18 protein-coding genes are annotated in these 20,539 nt (G+C 73.7%); 11 read left to right on the top strand and 7 right to left on the bottom strand.

What is annotated here, in order from left to right; all coding sequences use genetic code 11:
- Window positions 1-1,804: family 20 glycosylhydrolase (locus M8C11_RS22085; RefSeq protein ID WP_252452641.1), on the bottom strand; the 1,804-nt coding region annotated here is incomplete at its 3' end.
- A gap of 310 nt (window positions 1,805-2,114) precedes the next feature.
- On the opposite strand from M8C11_RS22085, the gene ppdK reads away from it, so the two are divergent.
- From ppdK to M8C11_RS22035, 10 genes are all read left to right on the top strand, one after another.
- Window positions 2,115-4,823 (top strand): pyruvate, phosphate dikinase, encoded by a 2,709-nt coding sequence (ppdK, locus tag M8C11_RS22080; RefSeq protein ID WP_252452638.1) that lies wholly within the window; start codon window positions 2,115-2,117, stop codon window positions 4,821-4,823.
- Window positions 4,824-4,940: 117 nt separating this feature from the next.
- Entirely contained in the window at window positions 4,941-5,294 is a 354-nt protein-coding gene (locus M8C11_RS22075; protein WP_120568537.1) for a VOC family protein, read from the top strand.
- A gap of 49 nt (window positions 5,295-5,343) precedes the next feature.
- The gene (locus M8C11_RS22070; RefSeq protein ID WP_252452635.1) at window positions 5,344-6,570 is read left to right on the top strand and encodes a deoxyguanosinetriphosphate triphosphohydrolase; all 1,227 of its coding nucleotides are present in this window, start codon (window positions 5,344-5,346) and stop codon (window positions 6,568-6,570) included.
- 39 nt (window positions 6,571-6,609) lie between these two features.
- Complete coding sequence (locus M8C11_RS22065) at window positions 6,610-7,446, top strand: siderophore-interacting protein (protein WP_252452632.1); 837 nt, start codon at window positions 6,610-6,612, stop codon at window positions 7,444-7,446.
- 57 nt (window positions 7,447-7,503) lie between these two features.
- The gene (locus M8C11_RS22060) at window positions 7,504-9,144 is read left to right on the top strand and encodes a BCCT family transporter (RefSeq protein WP_252452630.1); all 1,641 of its coding nucleotides are present in this window, start codon (window positions 7,504-7,506) and stop codon (window positions 9,142-9,144) included.
- 44 nt (window positions 9,145-9,188) lie between these two features.
- Complete coding sequence (locus M8C11_RS22055; protein ID WP_252452627.1) at window positions 9,189-10,163, top strand: ABC transporter ATP-binding protein; 975 nt, start codon at window positions 9,189-9,191, stop codon at window positions 10,161-10,163.
- Window positions 10,160-11,011 (top strand): ABC transporter permease, encoded by an 852-nt coding sequence (locus tag M8C11_RS22050; protein WP_120568541.1) that lies wholly within the window; start codon window positions 10,160-10,162, stop codon window positions 11,009-11,011. The genes M8C11_RS22055 and M8C11_RS22050 overlap by 4 nt, the downstream gene beginning before the upstream one ends.
- A 10-nt stretch (window positions 11,012-11,021) precedes the next feature.
- Entirely contained in the window at window positions 11,022-11,267 is a 246-nt protein-coding gene (locus tag M8C11_RS22045; RefSeq protein WP_013287928.1) for a helix-turn-helix transcriptional regulator, read from the top strand.
- A gap of 73 nt (window positions 11,268-11,340) precedes the next feature.
- Window positions 11,341-13,236, top strand: coding sequence for a DNA primase (gene dnaG / locus M8C11_RS22040; RefSeq protein WP_121684103.1), 1,896 nt, complete (start codon window positions 11,341-11,343; stop codon window positions 13,234-13,236).
- The gene (locus M8C11_RS22035) at window positions 13,236-13,778 is read left to right on the top strand and encodes a hypothetical protein (protein WP_252452624.1); all 543 of its coding nucleotides are present in this window, start codon (window positions 13,236-13,238) and stop codon (window positions 13,776-13,778) included. Before dnaG ends, M8C11_RS22035 begins: the two co-directional genes overlap by 1 nt.
- Window positions 13,779-13,808: 30 nt before the next feature.
- Here M8C11_RS22035 and M8C11_RS22030 read toward each other — a convergent pair whose 3' ends face one another.
- The 3 genes from M8C11_RS22030 to M8C11_RS22020 are packed head-to-tail and all read right to left on the bottom strand — an operon-like array spanning window position 13,809 to window position 16,113.
- On the bottom strand, window positions 13,809-14,366 hold the full coding sequence (locus M8C11_RS22030) for a TetR/AcrR family transcriptional regulator (RefSeq protein ID WP_252452621.1): 558 nt from the start codon (window positions 14,364-14,366) through the stop codon (window positions 13,809-13,811).
- Window positions 14,363-15,154 carry an ABC transporter permease gene (locus M8C11_RS22025; RefSeq protein WP_252452618.1) on the bottom strand — a complete coding sequence of 264 codons (792 nt, stop codon included), beginning with the start codon at window positions 15,152-15,154 and terminating at the stop codon, window positions 14,363-14,365. Before M8C11_RS22025 ends, M8C11_RS22030 begins: the two co-directional genes overlap by 4 nt.
- Window positions 15,155-15,189: 35 nt before the next feature.
- A complete protein-coding gene (locus tag M8C11_RS22020) occupies window positions 15,190-16,113 on the bottom strand; it encodes an ABC transporter ATP-binding protein (RefSeq protein WP_252452615.1) in 924 nt (307 codons plus the stop codon).
- A gap of 78 nt (window positions 16,114-16,191) precedes the next feature.
- Between M8C11_RS22020 and M8C11_RS22015 the strand changes: the two genes are divergently transcribed.
- A complete protein-coding gene (locus M8C11_RS22015) occupies window positions 16,192-16,731 on the top strand; it encodes a GNAT family N-acetyltransferase (RefSeq protein WP_252452612.1) in 540 nt (179 codons plus the stop codon).
- A gap of 48 nt (window positions 16,732-16,779) precedes the next feature.
- On the opposite strand, the gene M8C11_RS22010 is transcribed toward M8C11_RS22015, so the two are convergent.
- The 3 genes from M8C11_RS22010 to M8C11_RS22000 are packed head-to-tail and all read right to left on the bottom strand — an operon-like array spanning window position 16,780 to window position 20,488.
- Window positions 16,780-17,748 (bottom strand): TAXI family TRAP transporter solute-binding subunit, encoded by a 969-nt coding sequence (locus tag M8C11_RS22010; protein ID WP_120568545.1) that lies wholly within the window; start codon window positions 17,746-17,748, stop codon window positions 16,780-16,782.
- Window positions 17,745-18,137, bottom strand: coding sequence for a roadblock/LC7 domain-containing protein (locus M8C11_RS22005; protein WP_013475557.1), 393 nt, complete (start codon window positions 18,135-18,137; stop codon window positions 17,745-17,747). Before M8C11_RS22005 ends, M8C11_RS22010 begins: the two co-directional genes overlap by 4 nt.
- Window positions 18,134-20,488, bottom strand: coding sequence for a nitrate- and nitrite sensing domain-containing protein (locus tag M8C11_RS22000; RefSeq protein ID WP_252452610.1), 2,355 nt, complete (start codon window positions 20,486-20,488; stop codon window positions 18,134-18,136). The genes M8C11_RS22005 and M8C11_RS22000 overlap by 4 nt, the downstream gene beginning before the upstream one ends.
- Between the last annotated feature and the right edge of the window lie 51 nt (window positions 20,489-20,539).

The raw sequence follows: 20,539 nt of genomic DNA, 5'->3' as shown, positions 1-20,539 counted from the left end.
TGCCTGGGGTTTTGGGGGGCCAGGGGAGTTCGGGGGAGGGGTGGAAGGTGATGCCGGCGGTGGTCCAGCGCGGGCCCTGGGCGGCCAGCCGGCTGCGGAACCGGGACCAGTCGTGCGTCTCGCGCGGTGACCAGCCGAGTTCGGCGACGGCGGGCAGGCGCGGGAAGAGCATGAACTCGACCTCGGCGATCGTCGTGACCGACTCGGTCCACAGCGGCGCCTCCACCCCCAGCACCGCCTCGGCCGGCACACCCCGCACGTGCGTGGCCGGATCCCACTCGTACGCGCGGCGCACGTCGATCAGACCGGCCCAGTCGTGTCCGATCGGGGTGTCCGGGGCGTACTTCATGTCCAGGTACGCGTGGTTGCCGGGGGAGAGGATCAGCCGGGCGCCCCGGCGTACCGCGTCGGCGGTCTCCGGGTCGTCACCGTTCGTGCCCCACCACTGCAGGACACGCCCGTCGACGTGTTCGGCCGGGGCGAGCTGGTGCCACCCGACGACTGTCTTGCCGGTGGCGGCCACCAGCCGCTGCGCCCGCGCCACGAACGCGCGGTAGCTGTCGGCGGGCACCTTGAACGCCTCGTCGCCGCCGAGGTGCAGCCACGGCCCGGGCGTCAGCGCGGCCACCTCGCCGACCACGTCCGCGACGAAGGCGTACGTCCGCTCGTCGGCGGGGTCGACGAAGCTGAACCCGACCTCGGTGCCGGTGTACGGCGGCGGCGCGACCTTGCCGGGCGCCAGTTCGGGGTACGCGACCAGCGCCGCGTTGGTGTGGCCCGGCAGGTCGATCTCGGGCACCACTGTGACGTGGCGGCGGGCGGCGTACGCGACGATGCGGCGGTAGTCGTCCCGGGTGTACCAGCCGCCCGGGCCGTCCCCGACCTCGGTCGCGCCGCCGACCTCGGTGAGCCGGGGCCAGGAGTCGACGGCGATCCGCCAGCCCTGGTCGTCGGTGAGGTGCAGGTGCAGGTGGTTGAGCTTGTAGCGGGCCAGGTGGTCGACCACCCGCAGCACGTCCTCGACCGGGAAGAAGTGGCGGGCGACGTCGAGCATGGCGCCCCGGTAGGGGAAGCGCGGCCGGTCGACGATCGTGCCGCCCGGCACCGCCCAGCGCACGGCGACAGGGGCCGGGCTCTCGATCGGCGCGGGTAGCAGCTGCCGCAGCGTCTGCGCGCCGTGGAACAGCCCGGCCGGGGTGCCGGCGGTGATCCGGACGCCGCCGGCGGTCACGTCGAGGCGGTAGCCCTCGTCTCCGAGCCCGGCGTCGTCCGGCTCGGCGGTGCGGGCCGTCGCGCCGGACGGCTCACCGCCCGCGACATCAGCCGCCTCCCGGCCCGTGGACGCCGGTCCGGGCGCGGCCGCTCCGCTCGGCACGGTGGCGTCCGCCGGGGACAGCGTGAGCGTCAGCGGGCCGCCCTCGGCGGTGTCGGCGACCGGGAGCGGGAAGCCGGTGGCCGGGCGCAGCCAGCCGGCGAGCTGTTCGGCCACGTCCCGCGCGGCGGGGCTGACCCGCAGTACCGCGTCCGCGCTCAGCGTGAAGTCACCGGCCGGGTCCGGGAGCACCTGCTCGGGTGCCGGCACCACGTCGCCCAGCCGGACCGCCGCCGGTCCGGCGAGCGCCCCGGCGGCCCGGCCCGCGGCGACCCGGGCCAGCTCGGCCGCGGGCGCCGGCACACCGGGCAGCCCTTCACCAGGGGGCGGCAACGAAGCCGCCGACGGCGGACCCTCGCCGGAGGACGGGCTGGTGGGGCGGGTGTCGGTCGGCTCCGGCCCGGTCTCCGGGGCGGCGGGGTTGGTCTGCACGGCGACGACTCCGAGGGTGTATTCGCGCGGGATATGGCAAAGGTCAGGTTCCGCGAGATGCAGTGACGTCAAGAGTACGAGAGGACCCGGAATTGCGTGATCGTGCTCGTGGAAGCGTTCCCAAAAACCCGTACGAACGCGGATTGTGGTGACCGTTGTGCCGAAAGTCACCGAACGCTCCCAGGTTTCTCGAAACTCGCCTAGCCTTCGCCCCACCGACGCTGACGAGCCGGGATTACCGGTGGTCACTACCGGGGTATGTCCGAACTGAACCTTCGTTAAGTGTCAATGGCGCGCGTGGGAGGCTCTGGTGGCAGCGCACGATCCGGTCGAGCAGAAGTACGTCTACGACTTCGCCGAGGGCAACAAGGATCTCAAGGATCTGCTCGGCGGCAAGGGGGCCAACCTGGCCGAGATGACGAATCTCGGCCTGCCGGTTCCGCCCGGCTTCACGATCACCACGGAGGCCTGCAAGGCGTACCTGACGACCGGGCGCGAGCCGGACGGCCTGGCCGCGCAGATCGAGGCGCACCTGGAGTCGCTGGAGCGCGAGATGGGCCGGCGCCTCGGCGACCCGGACGACCCGCTGCTGGTCTCGGTACGCTCCGGCGCCAAGTTCTCCATGCCGGGCATGATGGAGACCGTCCTCAACGTGGGACTCAACGACCGCAGCGTGGTCGGCCTGAGCAACCAAGCGGGTGGGAACGACAGGTTCGCCTGGGACTCCTACCGGCGGCTGATCCAGATGTTCGGCAAGACCGTCTGCGAGGTGCCGGGCGAGGAGTTCGAGCACGCGCTGGACGAGATCAAGCGCGCCAAGGGCACGCACAACGACCTCGACCTGGACGCCGACGACCTGCGCGGGCTGGTCGACGCGTACAAGCAGATCTTCGCCAAGCACACCGGCCGCGAGTTCCCGCAGGAGCCGCGCGAGCAGCTCGACCTCGCCATCCGCGCGGTCTTCGACTCGTGGAACGCGGAGCGGGCGGTGCTCTACCGCCGGCAGGAGCGCATCCCGGCCGACCTGGGCACCGCCGTCAACGTGGTGACGATGGTCTTCGGCAACCTCGGCCCCGACTCCGGCACCGGCGTCGCGTTCACCCGCGACCCGGGCAGCGGGGCGCAGGGCATCTACGGCGACTACCTCGCCAACGCCCAGGGCGAGGACGTGGTGGCCGGCATCCGCAACACGGTGCCGTTGCAGGAGCTGGAGCAGCTCGACAAGACGTCCTACGACCAGCTGCTCGGCATCATGGCCCGGCTGGAGGAGCACTACAAGGACCTCTGCGACATCGAGTTCACCATCGAGCGCGGCAAGCTCTGGATGCTCCAGACCCGGGTCGGCAAGCGCACCGCCGCCGCCGCGTTCGTCATCGCCGGGCAGCTCGTCGACGAGGGCCTGATCGACCTGGACGAGGCGCTGCACCGGGTCAACGGCGCGCAGCTCGCCCAGCTCATGTTCCCGCGCTTCCAGCTCGACCACGAGTTCGAGCCGGTCGCCAAGGGCATCGGCGCCTCCCCGGGCGCGGCGTCCGGCAAGGTGGTCTTCACCTCGGCGCGCGCGGTCGAGCTGGCCGCCGAGGGGGAGTCGGTGATCCTGGTCCGCCGGGAGACCAACCCGGACGACCTCAACGGCATGATCGCCGCCAAGGGCATCCTGACCTCCCGGGGCGGCAAGACCAGCCACGCCGCGGTGGTGGCCCGCGGCATGGGCAAGACCTGTGTCTCCGGCGCCGATGAGCTGGACGTCAACGTGCCGGCGAAGAAGTTCACGGTGGGCGACCACGTGGTGAGCGAGGGCGACGTGGTCTCGATCGACGGCACCACCGGCAAGGTCTACCTCGGCGAGGTGCCGGTCATGCCGTCCGAGGTGGTGCAGTACTTCGAGGGCGAACTCGACCCGGAGAACATCGACGACGCGCTGGTCCGCGCCGTACACCGGATCATGACGCACGCCGACGGGGCGCGGCGGCTGCGGGTCCGCACGAACGCCGACACCGGCGCGGACGCGGCCCGGGCGCGGCGCTTCGGCGCCGAGGGCATCGGCCTGTGCCGCACCGAGCACATGTTCCTCGGCGACCGGCGCGAGCTGGTCGAGCGGCTCATCCTGGCCTCCGGGGAACGGGAGCGGGAGGACGCGCTCGCCGCGCTGCTGCCGCTGCAGCGGGCCGACTTCATCGAGATCTTCCGCGAGATGGACGGCCTGCCGGTAACCGTGCGGCTGATCGACCCGCCGCTGCACGAGTTCCTGCCCCCGCTGGAGCAGCTCGCGGTGAACGTCGCGGTCGCCCAGGAGCGCGGCGAGGACGTCGCGAAGGAGGAGGCGCTGCTCGCCGCCGTGCGGCGGATGCACGAGGAGAACCCGATGCTGGGCCTGCGTGGCGTCCGGCTCGGCCTGGTCATCCCGGGCCTGTTCGCCATGCAGGTCCGCGCGATCGCGGAGGCCGCCGTCGCGGTCGTCCGCGACGGCGGCACGGCCTGCCCGGAGATCATGGTGCCGCTGGTCGGGGCCGTGCAGGAGCTGGAGACGGTACGCGCCGAGGCCGAGCGGATCATCGCCGAGGTGGTCGGGGACAGCGGCGTCGAGGTGCTGATCGGCACGATGATCGAGGTGCCCCGGGCGGCGCTGACCGCCGGTCAGATCGCCGAGGCGGCCGAGTTCTTCTCCTTCGGCACCAACGACCTGACCCAGATGGGCTGGGGCTTCTCCCGCGACGACGTGGAGGGCGCGTTCTTCTGGCGTTACCTGGAGCTGGGCATCTTCGGCATCTCGCCGTTCGAGTCGATCGACACCGACGGCGTCGGCCGGCTGGTCCGCATCGCCGCCGAGGAGGGCCGGGCGGCCCGTCCGGGGCTGAAGCTCGGCGTCTGCGGCGAGCACGGCGGTGACCCGGACTCGGTGCACTTCTTCCACGAGGTCGGGTTGGACTACGTCTCCTGCTCGCCGTTCCGGGTGCCGGTGGCCCGGCTGGAGGCGGGCCGCGCGGCCATCACCACCACGGGTTCGGACTCCCGCTGAGGAGGGCGCGGGGTCGCCGGTGCTCGGCGGCGGCCCCGCGTACCGCCCGGCGCGCCTTTCCGGTCTCCTCGGCGTAACCTGAGCTTCCGCCGCGTGTCGATCAGGAGGGGTGTCCACATGACCGCCGTCTGGGAGAACCTGGTAGTCGACGCCCGGGATCCGTCCCGGCTCGCCAGTTGGTGGGCGGAGGCACTCGGCTATCAGGTGATCACCGACAAGCCGGACGAGGTGGAGATCCGCCGGACTCCCGACACGCTGCCCGGTCTCGTCTTCGTCCCGGTCGCCGGGCCGAAGGAGGGGAAGAACCGGCTGCACATCGACCTGCGCCCGGCCGACATGGAGGCCGAGGTGGAGCGCCTCGTCGACATGGGCGCCCGGCACGTCGACATCGGCCAGGGAGACGTGGAGTGGACGGTGCTCGCCGATCCGGAGGGCAACGAGTTCTGCGTGCTCCGGGAGCGCGAGGAGTGAGCCGGTTTTGCGAGCCCCGCAGTCGCGACCATCTGCGTATACGGGAGAAATGAGCGACGCGGCGCGGCTGGTCGACGAGGCGCTCAAGGACACCGGGTACGGCCGCTCGCCGTTCGAGCGGGACCGCGCCCGCGTGCTGCACTCGGCGGCGTTCCGCCGGCTCGCCGCGAAGACGCAGGTGCACACCGCCGGGACGAACGACTTCCTGCGTACCCGGCTGACCCACTCGCTGGAGGTCGCGCAGATCGCCCGCGAGATGGGCGCCCGGCTGGGCTGCGACCCGGACGTGGTGGACACCGCCGGGCTGGCGCACGACCTTGGTCACCCGCCGTTCGGGCACAACGGCGAGTACGCCCTGGACGAGCTGGCCGCCGCCTGCGGCGGATTCGAGGGCAACGCGCAGACGCTGCGGGTGCTCACCCGGCTGGAGGCGAAGGTGTTCACCCCGGACGGGCGCTCGGCCGGGCTGAACCTGACCCGGGCCGCGCTGGACGCGGTCAGCAAGTACCCGTGGCCGCGCCGCCCCGGCGAGCGCAAGTTCGGCGTGTACGCCGACGACCGCCCGGTCTTCGACTGGCTGCGCGAGGGCGCCCCGCCCGGCGCCCGGCGCTGCCTGGAGGCCCAGGTGATGGACTGGGCCGACGACGTGGCGTACTCGGTGCACGACGTCGAGGACGGCATCCAGGGCGGGTACGTCGACCTGCGCCCGCTGCTGGCCGACGCGGACGAGCGGCGGGCCCTCTGCGCCGACGTGGCCGCCGCCTACTCCGGTGAGGCGCCGGAGGACCTGGGCGAGGTGCTCGCCGACCTGCTGGCCGATCCGGTGCTCGCGCCGCTGGCCGCGTACGACGGCAGCCACCGCGCCCTCGCCGCGTTGAAGGCCACCACCAGCGTGCTCACCGGCCGGTTCGTGGCCGGCGTGGTGGCCGCGACCGAGCAGCACCACGGTCCGGGCCCGCACCGCCGCTACGCCGCCGACCTGGAGGTGCCGCGCCGGATCCGGGCGCAGTGCGCGCTGCTCAAGGGCATCGCGCTGCGGTACGTGATGCGCCGTCCCGGCGCCGAGGGCCGCTACGCCCGGCAGCGCGACGTCCTGACCGGGCTGGTCGGGGTGCTGCTGGACCGGGCGCCCGACGCGCTCGACCCGGTGTTCGCGCCGCTGTGGCGGGACGCGGCGGACGACGCCGCGCGGCTGCGCGTGGTGATCGACCAGGTGGCCTCGCTCACCGATCCGGCCGCGCTGGCCTGGCACGCCCGGCTGGTGTCGCCAAGCTGACCGGATCACCCCGGCGGAGCTTAGGCTAGCCTAAGCAGCATGACGGATCGCCCGAAGAAGCTCACCGCCGCCACGGTCGTCCGGACCACGCGGCCCACCCCACACCTGATCCGCCTGGTCCTGGGCGGCGCCGAGCTGGCCGGGCTGCCGGTGGGCGCGTACACCGACCACTACGTGAAGTTCGTCTTCCCGCCGGCCGGGGTGACCTACCCGTACCCGGTCGACCTGGCCACCATCAAGCGGGAGTTCCCGGCGGAGCAGTGGCCGCGCCTGCGCGCGTACACGGTCCGGGCCTGGGACGCCGCGGCCGGTGAGATGACAGTGGACGTGGTGCACCACGGCGACGAGGGTCTGGCCGGGCCGTGGGCGGCGGCGCTGCGTCCGGGCGACCGGGTGTTGTTCGCCGGGCCGGGCGGCGCGTACGCGCCGGACCCGGCCGCCGACTGGCACCTGCTGGCGGGTGACGAGAGCGCGCTGCCGGCCATCGCCGCTGCCCTGGAACGGCTGCCGGCGGGCGCGCTCGCCAAGGTGTACGTCGAGGTCGGCGGCCCGGCAGACGAGCTGCCCCTGACCAGCGCGGGCGAGGTCGAGGTGTGCTGGCTGCACCGGGACGGGCGTCCGTACGGCGAGCCGCTGGTCGAGGCGGTCCGGGCGCTGGAGTTCCCGCCCGGCCGGGTGCACGCGTTCGTGCACGGCGAGGCCGGCGCGATGAAGGAGCTGCGGCGGCTGCTGCGCGTCGAGCGCGGCGTGCCCCGGGGCGACCTGTCCATCTCCGGTTACTGGCGGCGCGGCATGGACGACGAGGGCTGGCGGTCCACCAAGCCGGCCTGGAACGCCGCCGTGGAGGCCGAGGAGGCCGCCGCCGCGGCGGCCTGACGCGGCTCCTGCGGCGTTCCGGCCCGCCGGTGCGGCCGGCCCGCCGACGATGGGGGCATGACGGGACAGCCGGGGCAGCGGTCCGCGACCCAGCAGGTCGACCGGGTGGTACTCGGCGCCGGGGTCGCCGGCGTGCTCGCGGTGGTGCTGTGGGGCGTGTTCGCCCGCGGCTCACTGGCCCGGTTCGGCGAGTCCGGCCTGTCCTGGACCGTGAGCACGTTCGGCTGGTTCTTCGTGGTCGCGGCGGACGCCTTCCTGGTGCTGGCGGTCGTCGTGGCCGCCTCCCGGTTCGGCCGGATCCGGCTGGGCGCCGACGACGACGGGCCGGAGTTCGACACGCTGGCCTGGGTCGCCATGATGTTCAGCGCCGGCATGGGCATCGGCCTGGTGTTCTTCGCCGTCGCCGAACCGATCCAGCACTACGCCACGCCGCCTCCCGCCTCCGGCGTCGCGCCGCAGACCGGCCCCGCCGCCGCCACGGCGATGCAGTACACGCTCTTCCACTGGACGCTGCACCCGTGGGGCATCTACGCGATCGCGGCGCTGGCGCTGGCGTACTCGACGTTCCGCAAGGGGCGCGGCAACCGGATCTCGTCCGCGTTCGCGCCGCTGCTCGGCGACCGGACCGACGGCCCGCTCGGCCGCGCGATCGACCTGCTCGCCGTCTTCGCCACCGTGTTCGGCTCCGCGACCAGTCTCGGGCTGGGCGCGCTCCAGGTGGCGGCCGGCCTCGACCTGGTGGCCGGCGTGCCGGACAGCCGGGCCGTCGAGCTGACGATCATCGGCGCGCTCACGCTCGCGTTCGTCGTGTCCGCCTTCTCCGGCCTGCACCGGGGCGTCAAGTGGCTGTCCACCACGAACGTGCTGATCGCCGTCGTGCTGATGCTGTTCGTGTTCGTGGTCGGCCCGACCGTCTACACGCTGGAGGTGCTGCCGGCCTCGGTCGGTGACTACCTGAGCGGCCTGGTGCGCATGTCGACGCGTACCGGGGCGTTCTCCGATCCCGCCTGGCTGGGCTCGTGGACCATCTTCTACTGGGCGTGGTGGATCTCCTGGGCGCCGTTCGTGGGCACGTTCATCGCCCGCATCTCGCGCGGCCGTACGGTCCGCCAGTTCCTGGTCGGGGTGCTGCTGGTGCCCAGCGGCGCGAGCACCGTCTGGTTCGCGGTGATGGGCGGGAGCGCCCTGCGTACGCAGACCACCGGCACCCGGGATCTGGTGGCGGACGTGGACGCCGGGTCGGAGCAGGCGCTGTTCGGGCTGCTCGACGCGCTGCCGCTGGCCACGCTGACGAGCGTGCTCGCCATGGTGCTGATCGCGCTCTACTTCGTCACCAGCGCGGACTCGGCGTCGCTGGTGCTCGGCTCGCTCAGTTCGCGCGGCGCACTGCGGCCGCACCGCGGGGTGGTGGTGCTCTGGGGTGTGCTGATCGGCGCGGTCGCGGCGGCGTTGCTGCTGGCCGGCGGCCTGGCCGCGCTGCAACAGGCGACCATCCTGGTCGCGTTGCCGTTCGTCGTGGTGATGCTGGGCCTGGCCGTCGCGGTGCTCCGGGAGATGGCCGCCGATCCGATGCTGCACGCCGGCCCTCGGCCCCGCCGCTCCGGCCTGGCCGCCGCGGTGAAAGCGGCCCGGTCGTACGAGGAGGAGGAGGAGGAGCCGGCCCCGGTGACGCGCTGGTTCCACCGCCCTCGCCCCTGAGCGGGGGTACCTCCGTTTGTAGTATGAGTGCTACATTTCGAGGCATGACTGCGGTCGAACTCCCGGGGGCCGTCGCGTCCCCCCGACCTCCCGACGAGGATCTCGTCCTCGACGTGCGGGACCTGCGTATGCGCTACGGCGCCGTCGACGTGCTGCACGGCGTCGACCTGACCGCCCGGCGGGGCGAGGTGGTGGCGCTGCTCGGGCCCAACGGCGCGGGCAAGACCACCACCATCGAGATCCTCGAAGGCTTCCGGGTGCCCTCGGCCGGCACGGTCCGGGTGCTCGGCGCCGACCCGGCGCGCGGCGACGAGCGGTGGCGCGCGCGGCTGGGCGTGGTGCTCCAGTCCTGGCGCGACCACGGCAAGTGGCGGGTGCGGGAGCTGCTGGCCCACCTCGGCGACTTCTACGCGCCGTACGCGACCGACCGGATCCCGCGCCCGTGGCCGGTCGACGAGCTGCTGGAGACGGTGGGACTGACCGCGCACGCCGGCAGCCGGGTGGCCCGGCTCTCCGGTGGTCAGCGCCGCCGGCTCGACGTCGCGGTCGGCATCGTCGGCCGGCCGGAACTGCTGTTCCTGGACGAGCCGACGGTCGGCTTCGACCCGGCCGCCCGGCGCGAGTTCCACGAGCTGGTGCACCGCCTGGCCGATTTGGACGAGACCACCATCGTGCTGACCACGCACGACCTGGCCGAGGCGGAGAAGCTGGCCGACCGCATCCTCATCCTGGCCGGCGGCCGGATCATCGCCGAGGGCTCGCCCGACCAGCTCGCCCGGCGCGTCGCGGGGGACGCCGAGGTGCGCTGGACCCGCGACGGCGAGCGGTACGTGCACGCCACCGCCGACGCCACCGCGTTCCTGCGCGACCTGCTCCGCGAGCACGGCGACCGGGTACGCGAGCTGGAGGTACGCCGGGCCAGCCTGGAGGACGCGTACCTGGCGCTGGTGCACGAGGAGGAGACCGGCATCCGTACCGGCCGGGCCGAGCGGGTGTGGCAGCAGGAGGCGAACCGATGAACCCGACCACCAACGCGCTGCGGGCCGGGCTGCGGCGCGGCGTGATCGAGCTGCGCGCGACGTTCACCAACGGCCAGGATCTCTGGACCTACTTCTTCCCCACGGTCGTGCTGCTGATCGCCGTGTTCTGGATGCGCGGCTCGACGGTGCCGGGCACCGACTTCTCGCTCGGCGCCCGTACGCTGCCCAGCGCGCTCGGCATGGGCCTGCTCTTCGGTGGTCTGCTCGGGCTGGCCAACCAGCTCGTCATCGACCGGGAGGACGGCACGCTGCTGCGCGCCAAGGCCATTCCGGACGGCATGCTCGGCTACCTGGTCGGCAAGATCGTCCTGGTCTCGGCGGTCGCGCTGATCGGCGTGGTCATCCAGCTCACGCCCGGGCTGTTCTTCCTCGACGGGCTGCGGCTCGGTGACCCCGGCGCCTGGCTCACGCTGGCCTGGGTGGTGCCGCTCGGGCTGGTGGCGACGCTGCCGCTGGGCGCGGTGATCGGCTCGCTGGTGGAGAACCCGCGCAACATGGGCCTGGTGGTGATGCCGATCTTCGGTCTCATCGCGTTGTCCGGCATCTTCTACCCGATCAACGGCCTGCCCGGCTGGCTCCAGGGCGTCGCCCAGGTCTTCCCGCTCTACTGGCTAGGCTTGGGCATGCGCTCGGCGCTGCTCCCGGGCGACCTGGCGGCTGTCGAACTCGGCGGCTCCTGGCGGCACCTGGAGACGGTCGGCGTGCTCGGCGCCTGGGCGGTGCTCGGGCTCGTGCTGGCCCCGGTGGTGCTGCGCCGGATGGCCCGCCGGGAGTCCGGCTCGCGGGTCGCGGCCCGGCGGGAGCGGGCCATGCAGCGGGTCGGATGAGAGGGCGTCGATGAGCGAGACCGTGCACAACCGCATCGCGGTGCTGCGCGCCGAACGGGGCATCTCCCGGCGGCAACTGGCCGACGCGCTCGGTGTGCACTACCAGACCGTCGGTTACCTGGAGCGCGGCGAGTTCCGGCCCAGCCTGCACCTGGCGCTGCGCATCGCCGCGTACTTCGAGGTGCCGGTCGAGGTGGTCTTCTCGATCGAGCCGTTCCCGCGCATCGGCGACCCCGCGGCGGCCCGCTCGGCCTGAGCCGGCGGGGACGGGCGTGGCCGGCCACACGCCCGTCCCCCCGGCCGCCGGAACGTCGGTCCGGCAGGGCAGGATGTACGCCGAGGGGGTGGCGGTCATGGCGGGGCGGATCCGGGACGAGGACATCGCGCTGGTCCGCGAGCGCACCGCCATCGCGGACGTCATCTCCGAGGTGGTGACGCTCAAGTCGGCCGGTGGCGGCAACCTCAAGGGGCTGTGCCCCTTCCACGACGAGAAGAGCCCGTCGTTCAACGTCTCGCCCGCCCGCAACGTGTTCTACTGCTTCGGCTGCGGCGTCGGCGGCGACGCGATCAAGTTCCTGATGGACGCCGAGCACCTCAGCTTCGTCGAGTCGGTCGAGCGGCTGGCGGCCCGCGCCGGCATCCAGTTGCGCTACGTCGAGGACGACCGGTCCGCGCCGCGTACCCGGCCGCAGCAGGGGCAGCGGCAGCGCCTGGTGGCCGCGCACGCCGCCGCCGTCGAGTTCTACCGGGCCCAGCTCACCACCGCCGGCGCCCGCCCGGCCCGCGAGTTCCTCGCCGGGCGCGGCTTCGACCGGGCCGCCGCCGAGCGGTACGGCTGCGGCTTCGCCCCCGACGGGTGGGACCTGCTCACCAAGCACCTGCGCCAGCAGGGCTTCACCCACGACGAGCTGGTCACCGCCGGCCTGTCCCGCCCGGCCCGCTCCGGCTCGCTGATCGACCGGTTCCGCCGCCGCCTGATGTGGCCGATCCGGGACATCACCGGCGACGTGATCGGCTTCGGCGCCCGCAAGCTCTTCGACGACGACGACGGCCCGAAATACCTCAACACCCCAGAGACGCCGCTCTACAAGAAGTCGCACGTGCTCTACGGCATCGACCAGGCCAAGCGGGAGATCGCCAAGCAGGGCAAGGTGGTGGTGGTCGAGGGCTACACGGACGTGATGGCCTGCCACCTCGCCGACGTGCCGACGGCGGTGGCGACCTGCGGCACGGCGTTCGGCGGCGACCACATCTCGGTGCTGCGCCGGGTGCTGTTCGACAGCGACGAGCGGGCCGGCGAGATCATCTTCACCTTCGACGGCGACGCGGCCGGCCAGAAGGCCGCGTTGCGCGCCTTCGAGGACGACCAGCGCTTCGTCGGGCGTACCTTCATCGCGGTCAGCCCCGACAACATGGACCCGTGCGAGCTGCGCCTGGCAAAGGGCGACCTGGCCGTACGCGACCTGGTGGCCCGCCGCGAGCCGCTGGTGGACTTCGCGCTCCGGCACGTGATCAACCGGTTCGACCTGGACACCGTCGACGGCCGGGTCGAGGCGATGCGCCGCGCCGCGCCTCTGGTGGCGAAGATCAAGGACCGGGAGAAGCGCCCGGAGTACGTGCGCAAGCTCGCCGGTGACCTCGGCATGGAGATCGAGCCGGTGCAGCGTGCGGTGCTGGCCGCCGCGCACGGGCCGCAGGCCGGTGGCGCGCCCGCCGCACCCGCCCGCTCCGGCCCGGCCGCGCCGGCTGTGGACAGCCCGCGCTCCATGGTGGAGCGGGAGGCGCTGAAGCTGGCGCTGCAGGAGCCGGTCCTGGCCGGCCCGATGTTCGACGCGGTCGAGGCGACCGACTACCAGCACCCGGTGCACGTGGCGGTACGCGCCGCCGTGGCCGCCGCCGGCGGCGCGTCCGGCGCGACCGGCGGCGCGGTGTGGATCGAGCGGGTCCGCGACGCCTGCGACGACCTGGCCGGGCAGGCGCTGGTCGGTGAGCTGGCGGTGGAGCCGTTGCGCATCGACGGTGAGCCCGACCCGAGGTACGTCTCGATCACCATGGCCCGGCTCCAGTGGAGTTCGGTCACCGGCCGCATCCGTGACCTGAAGTCGAAGATCCAGCGGATCAACCCGGTGAGCAACAAGGACGAGTACTTCGCCCTGTTCGGGGAACTGCTCTCGCTGGAACAGCACGCACGGGCACTGCGCGAGCAGGCCGCCGGAGGTTTGTGATGGGTCTGTTCAACCGCCGGCCGAAACTGCCGTCGGCCGACCGGCCGCCGCTGGCCACCGACGAGCGGGTGCTCGCGTGGGCCGCGGCCGGCACCGGCGAGGGCGGCAACGACGGCGTGCTGGTCGCCAGCAACCGCGGGCTCTGGCTGCCCGGCCGGGTGGACCGTCTCGGCTGGCACGACATCCTCAAGGCGGTCTGGTCCGGCCGGGAGCTGACTGTCACCCCGGCCGAGCCGGTCGCCGAGCACGACGGCTACCTGGTGGTCGCGGACGGCCTCCCCGAGACGTACCTGCTCGTCGACCCGGGTGACCTGCCGCACCAGGTCCGGGACCGGGTCACCGGCTCGGTGGCGTACACCTCGCACCACGAGGTGCCCGGCGGCTCCGGGCGGATCGCGGCCCGGCGGGTGTCCGGGGTCGACGGTCTGACCTGGACGGTCCGCTACGACCCGGGGACGCCGGCCGACGACGAGGCGGTGACCGCCGAGACCGCCCGGCTGGTTGCGGCGGCGCGCGCCGCCACCGCCCCCGCCGACGCCTGAGGTCTACATCTTCAGGACGTCGTCCTTGGTTCAGGCACGTGGGCGGGCGCCGTCGAGGAAGAGCGCGACGACCCGGGCGGGTCCGGTCCCGTCGGTGAGGTCGGCCGCGCGGGCCAGGTGCAGGAACGCGTTCATCAGGAACTCCGGGTCGCCGGTGACGGCGCCCTCGGCCTTCGCGTCGGCGAAGAACCGGGTCACCGGCTCCAGCATCAGCGCGACGTAGAGGCCCGACACGTGCTCGCTGGTCCTGGCGGAGACGAGCGGCAGCGTGTCGTAGATGCGCTGCTCGAACGTGATCGCGTCGCCGTGCTGCCCGGCGGCGACGGCGGCGAGCGCGTGCAGCCGGTGCGTCACGTCGCCGGGCTCGGCCAGCGCCGTCGAGATCCGGCCGCCGACGTCCCGGATGTACCGTTCCGCAACCGCGATGTACAGGTCCTCCTTGCCGCCGGGGAAGTGGTGGTAGATGGACGGCTTCTGGATGCCGACGCTGCGGCCCACGCCGACCAGGGAGATGCCCTGGTAGCCGGTCGCGGCGAGCTGCTCGGCGAAGGCGTCCATGATCTGGGTGCGGGTGTCGGTGGGGCTCATCGGTTCTTCCTCGCGTGGTGGAGGGCGAGCGCGCAGGCGGCGGTTCCGGCGACGGCGAGGACGGCGACCGCCGTGACGCCGGCCGGAGCCGCGGTGAGCGACGCGTCGCCGCCGAGCTGGCGGGCGGTGTCGACGATATAGGTGAGCGGGTTGACGGTGGCGATCACCCGCATCCAGCCGGCGAGCCGGTCGACCGGCGCGAACACGCCGGTGAAGAACGACAGGCCGAACACGGCGAGCGTGACCAGGTTCGTGGCCGACGCCGAGGCCGACCGGATCGCGAGCGCCATGCTCAGCAGCGCGACACCGAGGCCCAGCGCCAGCATCAGCAGCAGCATGGCGGCGACTCCGGACCAGCTCGCCGGCCAGTAGCCGATCAGCGCGGCCCCGGCGATCGTCACCGCCATCTGGAGGACGACGGCGACCAGCGCGGCCACGACCGGGCCGACGAGGAACGGTGTGGTGGTGCCGTGGGCGAGCCGGAGGCGGTCGAGGTAGCCGCTGGTGATATCGCCCAGCACCAGCGTGCCGGCGGCGCCCGCGCCGGTGGCGACGCCGGTGAGCAGGATCAGCGGCAGCAGGAACGCGATGAAGCTCGTGCCGTCCAGGTAGGTGCTGCCCACGGCGTCGAGTTGCCCGGCGTAGACGAGCAGGAAGAACAGGGACTGGGCGACGGGGGCGACGAGCAGCGCGGGCGTACGGAGCACGGCACGCGTGGAGCGTCTGATCGCCGCGAGGACGACCGGGGCCGGGGAACGGCGGGGCGGGGCGACTGCCAGCGGGAGCACGGGTTCGGGCCTTTCGGGGTGCGGTGGGTCACGCTTCAGCGGGCGGCGAGGGCGACGAAGACGTCGTCGAGGGAGGGCTCGGCGAGGTGGAGCCGGGTGATGTCGGCGGCGGCGTCGCCGGCCTCGGTCAGGGCCTTCGCCAGGGCGCGCGGGTCGTCGGGCACGCTGAGGCGTACCCGGTCCGGGCGGTCGGGGTCGGCGCGGAACCCGGCCTCGGACGCGGCGGCGAACGCGGCAGCGGTGGCGGCGGCGGACAGGTCGAGCGTGAGCGTACGGGCGCCGACACGCTGCTTGAGCGACGCCGGCGGGCCCTGGGCGACCACCCGACCGTCCCGGAGCACCGCGATGTCGGTGGCGAGCACGTCCGCCTCGTGCAGGTCCTGGGTCGAGATGAGCAGCGAGGTGCCGGCCTGGTTGAGGCGGGTCAGCTCGGTCCAGAAGTCGATGCGCGCGAGCGGGTCCAGCCCGGTGGTCGGCTCGTCCAGGATCACCACGGCGGGCTCGGCGACGAGCGCCACGGCCAGGTCCAGCTTGCGGCGGGTGCCGCCGGAGAGCTTGGCGACCCGGGTCGAGCGGTGCTCGCCCAGGCCGAACAGGTCGACCAGTTCGCGCGTTCGGCGGGCCCGCTCGCGGCGGCCGAGCCCGAGTGCGACGCCCTGGAAGTCGAGCACCTCGGTGGGGGTGGCGAGCGGGTCCAGGGCGTTGCACTGCGGCGCGAGGCCGATCAGGCGCCGGGCGTCCCGCGCCTGCGTGACGGTGTCGAAGCCGCCGACGCGTACCGAGCCGGACGTCGGGGTGCGCAGCGTCGCGATGATCTCCAGCAGCGTGGACTTGCCGGCGCCGTTGTGGCCGAGAACGACGAACCGGCTGCCCGGCGCGACGGCGAGGTCGAGCGCGCGCAGGGCGTGGCGCGTCCCGTAGGTCTTGGTCAGGGCGGTGGCGAGCACGAGCGGGGTCATGCCCACCACCCTACCGACCGGTCGGTAGGGGAGCCAAATCCGGTTGTCGCCCTGCCCACCCACCGTTAGCGTCGCGGCATGTTCGCCAGCGACCGGGTCCGTCTGCGTACGCCCACCCCCGACGACGCGCCGGACATGTTCCGGCTGCACAGCGACCCGGAGCTGCACCTGGTCACCGACGACGAGCCGTTCCTGCCGCACCACGTCGGGCAGGTCCGGGCCCGGCTGGAGAAGCGTGCCGCCGAGCAGCCGGAGGCCGCCGCTCCGGTGTCGCTGCTGGCCGAGACCGTGGCCGACGGCACGTTCCTCGGCACCGGCGTGCTGTGGGGGATCAACACCTTCAACGGGTACGCCCACCTCGGCATCACGCTGCTGCCGGAGGCGCGCGGCCAGGGCTACGGGACCGAGGTGATCCGGCTGCTCTGCCGGTACGGGTTCCGCAACCGCAACCTGCGCCGGCTGGAGATCGAGACGCTCGCCGGCAACACGGCCATGCGGCGCACCGCCGAGAGGTGCGGGTTCGTCCACGAGGGCACCCAGCGGGACCGCGAGTACGACGGCGACGGCTTCACCGACCTGGTGATCTACGGTCTGCTGCGGCGCGACTGGACGCCGTAGAAGGCGCGGCGCCGCCCCGGCGCGGGCCGAGGCGGCACAGTCCCGCGCTCAGCCGGTGCGGTAGAACCGCTGCGCGCCCGGGTGCAGCGGGATCGGCCGGGTCGCCGCGGCGCTGGACCGGTTGAAGTTCGCCGCCTCCGGGTGCACCTGGATCAGCTCGCCCTGCCAGGTGAACAGCACCCGGGTCAGGTCGTACGCGAGCTGCTCGGGCATGTCCGCCGCCACCAGGATCACGTTCGCCACGGTGATCGTCGGCGTCGGCGCGGGCGTGCCGTAGACCTCCTTCGGCAGCGTCGCCGTGGTGTAGACCGCGCCGAAGCGGGCGCTCAACGGCTCGATCAGTTCGTCGAGCGGCAGCAGCCGGAACGTGCCGGGCGCGGAGGAGAGCAGGTCCTTGACGCCCGGTGTGGGCAGACCCCCAGAGAAGAACATGGCGTCCAGACCCTTGGCGCGCATCCGCTTGACCGTCTCCGGCAGCGACAGGTTGAACCGCTGGATGTCCCGGTTCGGGTCGATGCCACCGGCGGTGAGCAGACGTCCGGCGATGATGTCGGTGCCGGACTTCGGCGAACCGGTGGAGATGCGCTTGCCGCGCAGGTCGGCGAAGCTGCCGATCTTGCCGTCGGCGCGGACGATCACGTGCGTGTAGTTGCTGTAGACCCGGGCCAGCGCCCGCACCGGCTGCGGCTGCTTGTCGAACGCCCCGCGCCCGTCGACCGCGTCCGCGGCCGTGTCGGCCAGGCTGAACGCGATCTCCATGTCGCCGCTCGCCACCCGGGTGATGTTCTCCACCGACGCGCCGGTCGGCTCCGCCCGCGCCTCGTACCCGGGCAGGTGGCGGGTGATCAGGTCGGCGTACCCGCCGCCGAGCTGGTAGTAGACGCCGGTGGTGTTGCCGGTGGCCAGGAAGATCCGCCCGCCGTGCCACGCCTCAGGGGTGGAGTCCTCGGCGGCGCAGCCGGCCACCAGCACCGCCGTCATCAGCGCGGCCAGGAGCCGCAGCGGGCGGCCGGTCACCGCCGGACCGCCGGTTCCAGCGCCTCCGCCACCCGCTGCACCAGCGTCGCCGTCTCGTAGCCGATCTGGCCCAGGTCGCAGCCGGGCGCGGCGAGCACGCCGAGCAGCGCCCGTTCACCCACCGCCATCACCAGCATGACCCCGCCGTCCATGTCGACGATCTGCTGGCGTACCCGGCCGGCCGACATCAGCCGGGCCGCGCCCACGGTCAGGCTCGCCAGCCCGCTGATCACCGCCGCGAGCTGGTCGACCTGGTCGGGGGCGAGGTCCGGCGAGGACGCCAGCCGCAACCCGTCCTCGGAGACCGCGAGCGCGTGCGAGACGTCCGGCACCTGCTCGGCGAAGTTCGCCAGCAGCCAGTCCAGACCGGCGGAGGACGGTGAGGTCATGATCTTCTCCCGTTGGGTGTGGTGGTGTTCGGGGCACGGCGGGTCGCGCTGGCCACCCCCTCGGCGAGGGCGGACAGCCGGGCACGTACCACTTCGGGGTCGAGCAGGTCGGTGGCCGGCGGCGGCGCGGCGGCGTCCGGCATCGGCCCGGGCAGGTGGCCGCCCACCTGCCGCCGGGGCAGCCCGGCGGCGGTGGTCGGGACGGGCGTCGGCGGCACACTCACCGGCCGGATCCGCGCCGTGCTCGGCGCCAGCAACGCGCCTCCGGGCGTGCGGACGGCGGCGACGCCGCGCACCGGGCCGACGGTCGTGGCGCTGGTGACGAGGCTGCGACTGCCGGCCGCCGGCCGTCCGGCGGGCCCGGACTTGAACCAGGCCGCGGCGCGCGGTCGCCGCTCCGCCGTCGGCCGTGACGCCACCGACTCGACCCGGGTCAGCACCGATTCCGGTACGTCGACCTGCGCCACAGTGCCGGTGCCCGGGTTGTGCAACTGCACCCGGATCCCGTGCCGGGCGGCCAGGTGGGCCACCACGTGCAGGCCCATGCTGCCCGCCGCGGCGCTGGACAGCATGGCCGGCGCGGCCAGCCGCTCGTTGATCTCGGCCAGCCGGCTCTCGCTGACGCCGATGCCCTGGTCGTGGACGCGCAACATCAGCCCGTCGACAGTGCGCCGGCCGTCGACGAGCACCCGGGCCTCGGGTGGCGAGTAGACGGTGGCGTTCTCCAGCAGCTCCGCCAGCAGGTGCACCAGATTGCCGGCCGCCGTGCCGTGCACCGCCGCGGTCGGCACGTCGATCTCCACCCGCGGGTAGTCCTCGATCTCGGAGGCCGCCGCTCGGACCACGTCGTCCAGCAGCAACGCGCCCTCGTGCCCGCGGCCGGGCTCACCACCGGCCAGCACCAGCAGGTTCTCGCCGTTGCGGCGCAACCGGGCGGCGAGGTGGTCCAGCGCGAACAGACGGGCCAGCGCGTCCGGGTCGGTCTCCTCGCGCTCGAAGTCGTCGAGCAGCCGCAGCTGCCGGGTGATGAGCGTACGGATGCGCCGGGCCAGCGCCTCCGCCATCCGGGTCACGTCCAGCCGCAACTCGGCCTGCTGCCCGGCCAGCCGCAACGCCGCCCGGTTCACCGTGTCGAACGCCTCGGCGACCTGCGCCACCTCGTCCCGGCCCCGGCGGATCCCGTCGGTCATCCGGGTCGCCGGGCCCTCCGCCGGGGCCCGCTCACCCGCCGCGATCGCGGTGATCCGCTCCGGCAGTTCCCGGTTGGCCATGGTGAGCGCGGCCACCCGCAACCGGCGCAACCGGCGGCTGGTGCGGACCGCCAGCAGCACGGCGGTGACGAGCGAGCCGAGCGCGACTGTGCTCGTCGCCCCGGCGGTGAGCACCGCACGCAGCCGGGCCGCCCCGGCCAGGTCAGCCGCGTCCCGGTCCAGCCCGTCGGTCAGGTCCCGGCCGAGCAGGTTGTACCGGCGGATCGCGCCGCTCTGCGCCACGTACCAGGCGTCACCGTCGGTCTTCACCGTGCCCGGCGCGCCGTCGGAGTCGAGCACGGCGTCACGTATCCGGCGGGCAGTGGTCACGTCGGTGCCGTCGACCAGCCGGTACCAGGCCCTGTTCGCCGGTGCGGAGGCGATCCGCAGGAACTCGGCCTGCCGCTGCTCCCGGGCACCCCGCAGCCGGCCCAGCCGGGCCAGTTCGCCACTCTGCAGTCCACCCCGGACGAACACCGCCCGCAGCAGGTCGCGCTCCAGGGCGGACAGGTGCTCCTGGGCGGCCACCGCGGCCACCTCGCGCGCCTGGTTGGCCAGCTCGGCGTCGCGGAGCTGGCTCGGCAGCGCGTCCGCGACCGCGAGCAGCGACTCCACCAGCGACACGTACGCCGGGTCGCCGCGCTCACCGGCCAGCGCCAGGTCCCGGGTCGGCGCGAGCTGCTCCAGGCGCCCCCGCGCGTCGTCCAGCACCCCGGCCAGATTCGGCGCGGCCCGGCGCGCGTCACCCTGCGCCGAGCGGTAGCGGTCCACCGCCGTGTCCACCCGGCGGCGCTGCGCGTCCACGAGCGGGCGGCCGGACGTACCGCCGCGCTGGCGCAACGCGGCCGTCTCGCCCAGTTCGCGCTCCAGCTCGTGCACCAGCCGTACGGTGGCGGTGGCGGTGCCGGCCAGCACGCGGGCCCGGTCGGCGTCGGCGGACGCGTCGAGCGCGGCGTCGGTCTGCGCCGCCCCCAGCACGACCAGGCCGGCGGTGGCCACCAGGATCGGCGCCAGCAGTTGGACGCGGACCGAGCGGAGGCGTCCGGTGCGGTCCGCGGAGCGGTGATGCCGGCGTACGCGGGCCGGGTGGGGCAGCGGCACGGGGGTCTCCGGGTCGGGTCGGTGGGCCGGGCCCGGACGCGCGTCCGGGCC

Source organism: Micromonospora sp. CPM1, assembly GCF_023896895.1.
GTDB classification, from domain to species: domain Bacteria; phylum Actinomycetota; class Actinomycetes; order Mycobacteriales; family Micromonosporaceae; genus Micromonospora; species Micromonospora tulbaghiae.
This window is presented reverse-complemented; position numbering and strand designations above follow the sequence as displayed.

Excerpts from the sequence above, each read along its gene's own strand:
- M8C11_RS22075 (WP_120568537.1), top strand. The coding sequence starts at position 4,941 with ATGACCGCCGTCTGGGAGAACCTGGTAGTCGACGCCCGGGATCCGTCC.
- M8C11_RS22070 (WP_252452635.1), top strand. The coding sequence starts at position 5,344 with ATGAGCGACGCGGCGCGGCTGGTCGACGAGGCGCTCAAGGACACCGGG.
- M8C11_RS22065 (WP_252452632.1), top strand. The coding sequence starts at position 6,610 with ATGACGGATCGCCCGAAGAAGCTCACCGCCGCCACGGTCGTCCGGACC.
- M8C11_RS22060 (WP_252452630.1), top strand. The coding sequence starts at position 7,504 with ATGACGGGACAGCCGGGGCAGCGGTCCGCGACCCAGCAGGTCGACCGG.
- M8C11_RS22055 (WP_252452627.1), top strand. The coding sequence starts at position 9,189 with ATGACTGCGGTCGAACTCCCGGGGGCCGTCGCGTCCCCCCGACCTCCC.
- M8C11_RS22050 (WP_120568541.1), top strand. The coding sequence starts at position 10,160 with ATGAACCCGACCACCAACGCGCTGCGGGCCGGGCTGCGGCGCGGCGTG.
- M8C11_RS22045 (WP_013287928.1), top strand. The coding sequence starts at position 11,022 with ATGAGCGAGACCGTGCACAACCGCATCGCGGTGCTGCGCGCCGAACGG.
- dnaG (WP_121684103.1), top strand. The coding sequence starts at position 11,341 with ATGTACGCCGAGGGGGTGGCGGTCATGGCGGGGCGGATCCGGGACGAG.
- M8C11_RS22035 (WP_252452624.1), top strand. The coding sequence starts at position 13,236 with ATGGGTCTGTTCAACCGCCGGCCGAAACTGCCGTCGGCCGACCGGCCG.
- M8C11_RS22030 (WP_252452621.1), bottom strand. The coding sequence starts at position 14,366 with ATGAGCCCCACCGACACCCGCACCCAGATCATGGACGCCTTCGCCGAG.
- M8C11_RS22020 (WP_252452615.1), bottom strand. The coding sequence starts at position 16,113 with ATGACCCCGCTCGTGCTCGCCACCGCCCTGACCAAGACCTACGGGACG.
- M8C11_RS22015 (WP_252452612.1), top strand. The coding sequence starts at position 16,192 with ATGTTCGCCAGCGACCGGGTCCGTCTGCGTACGCCCACCCCCGACGAC.
- M8C11_RS22005 (WP_013475557.1), bottom strand. The coding sequence starts at position 18,137 with ATGACCTCACCGTCCTCCGCCGGTCTGGACTGGCTGCTGGCGAACTTC.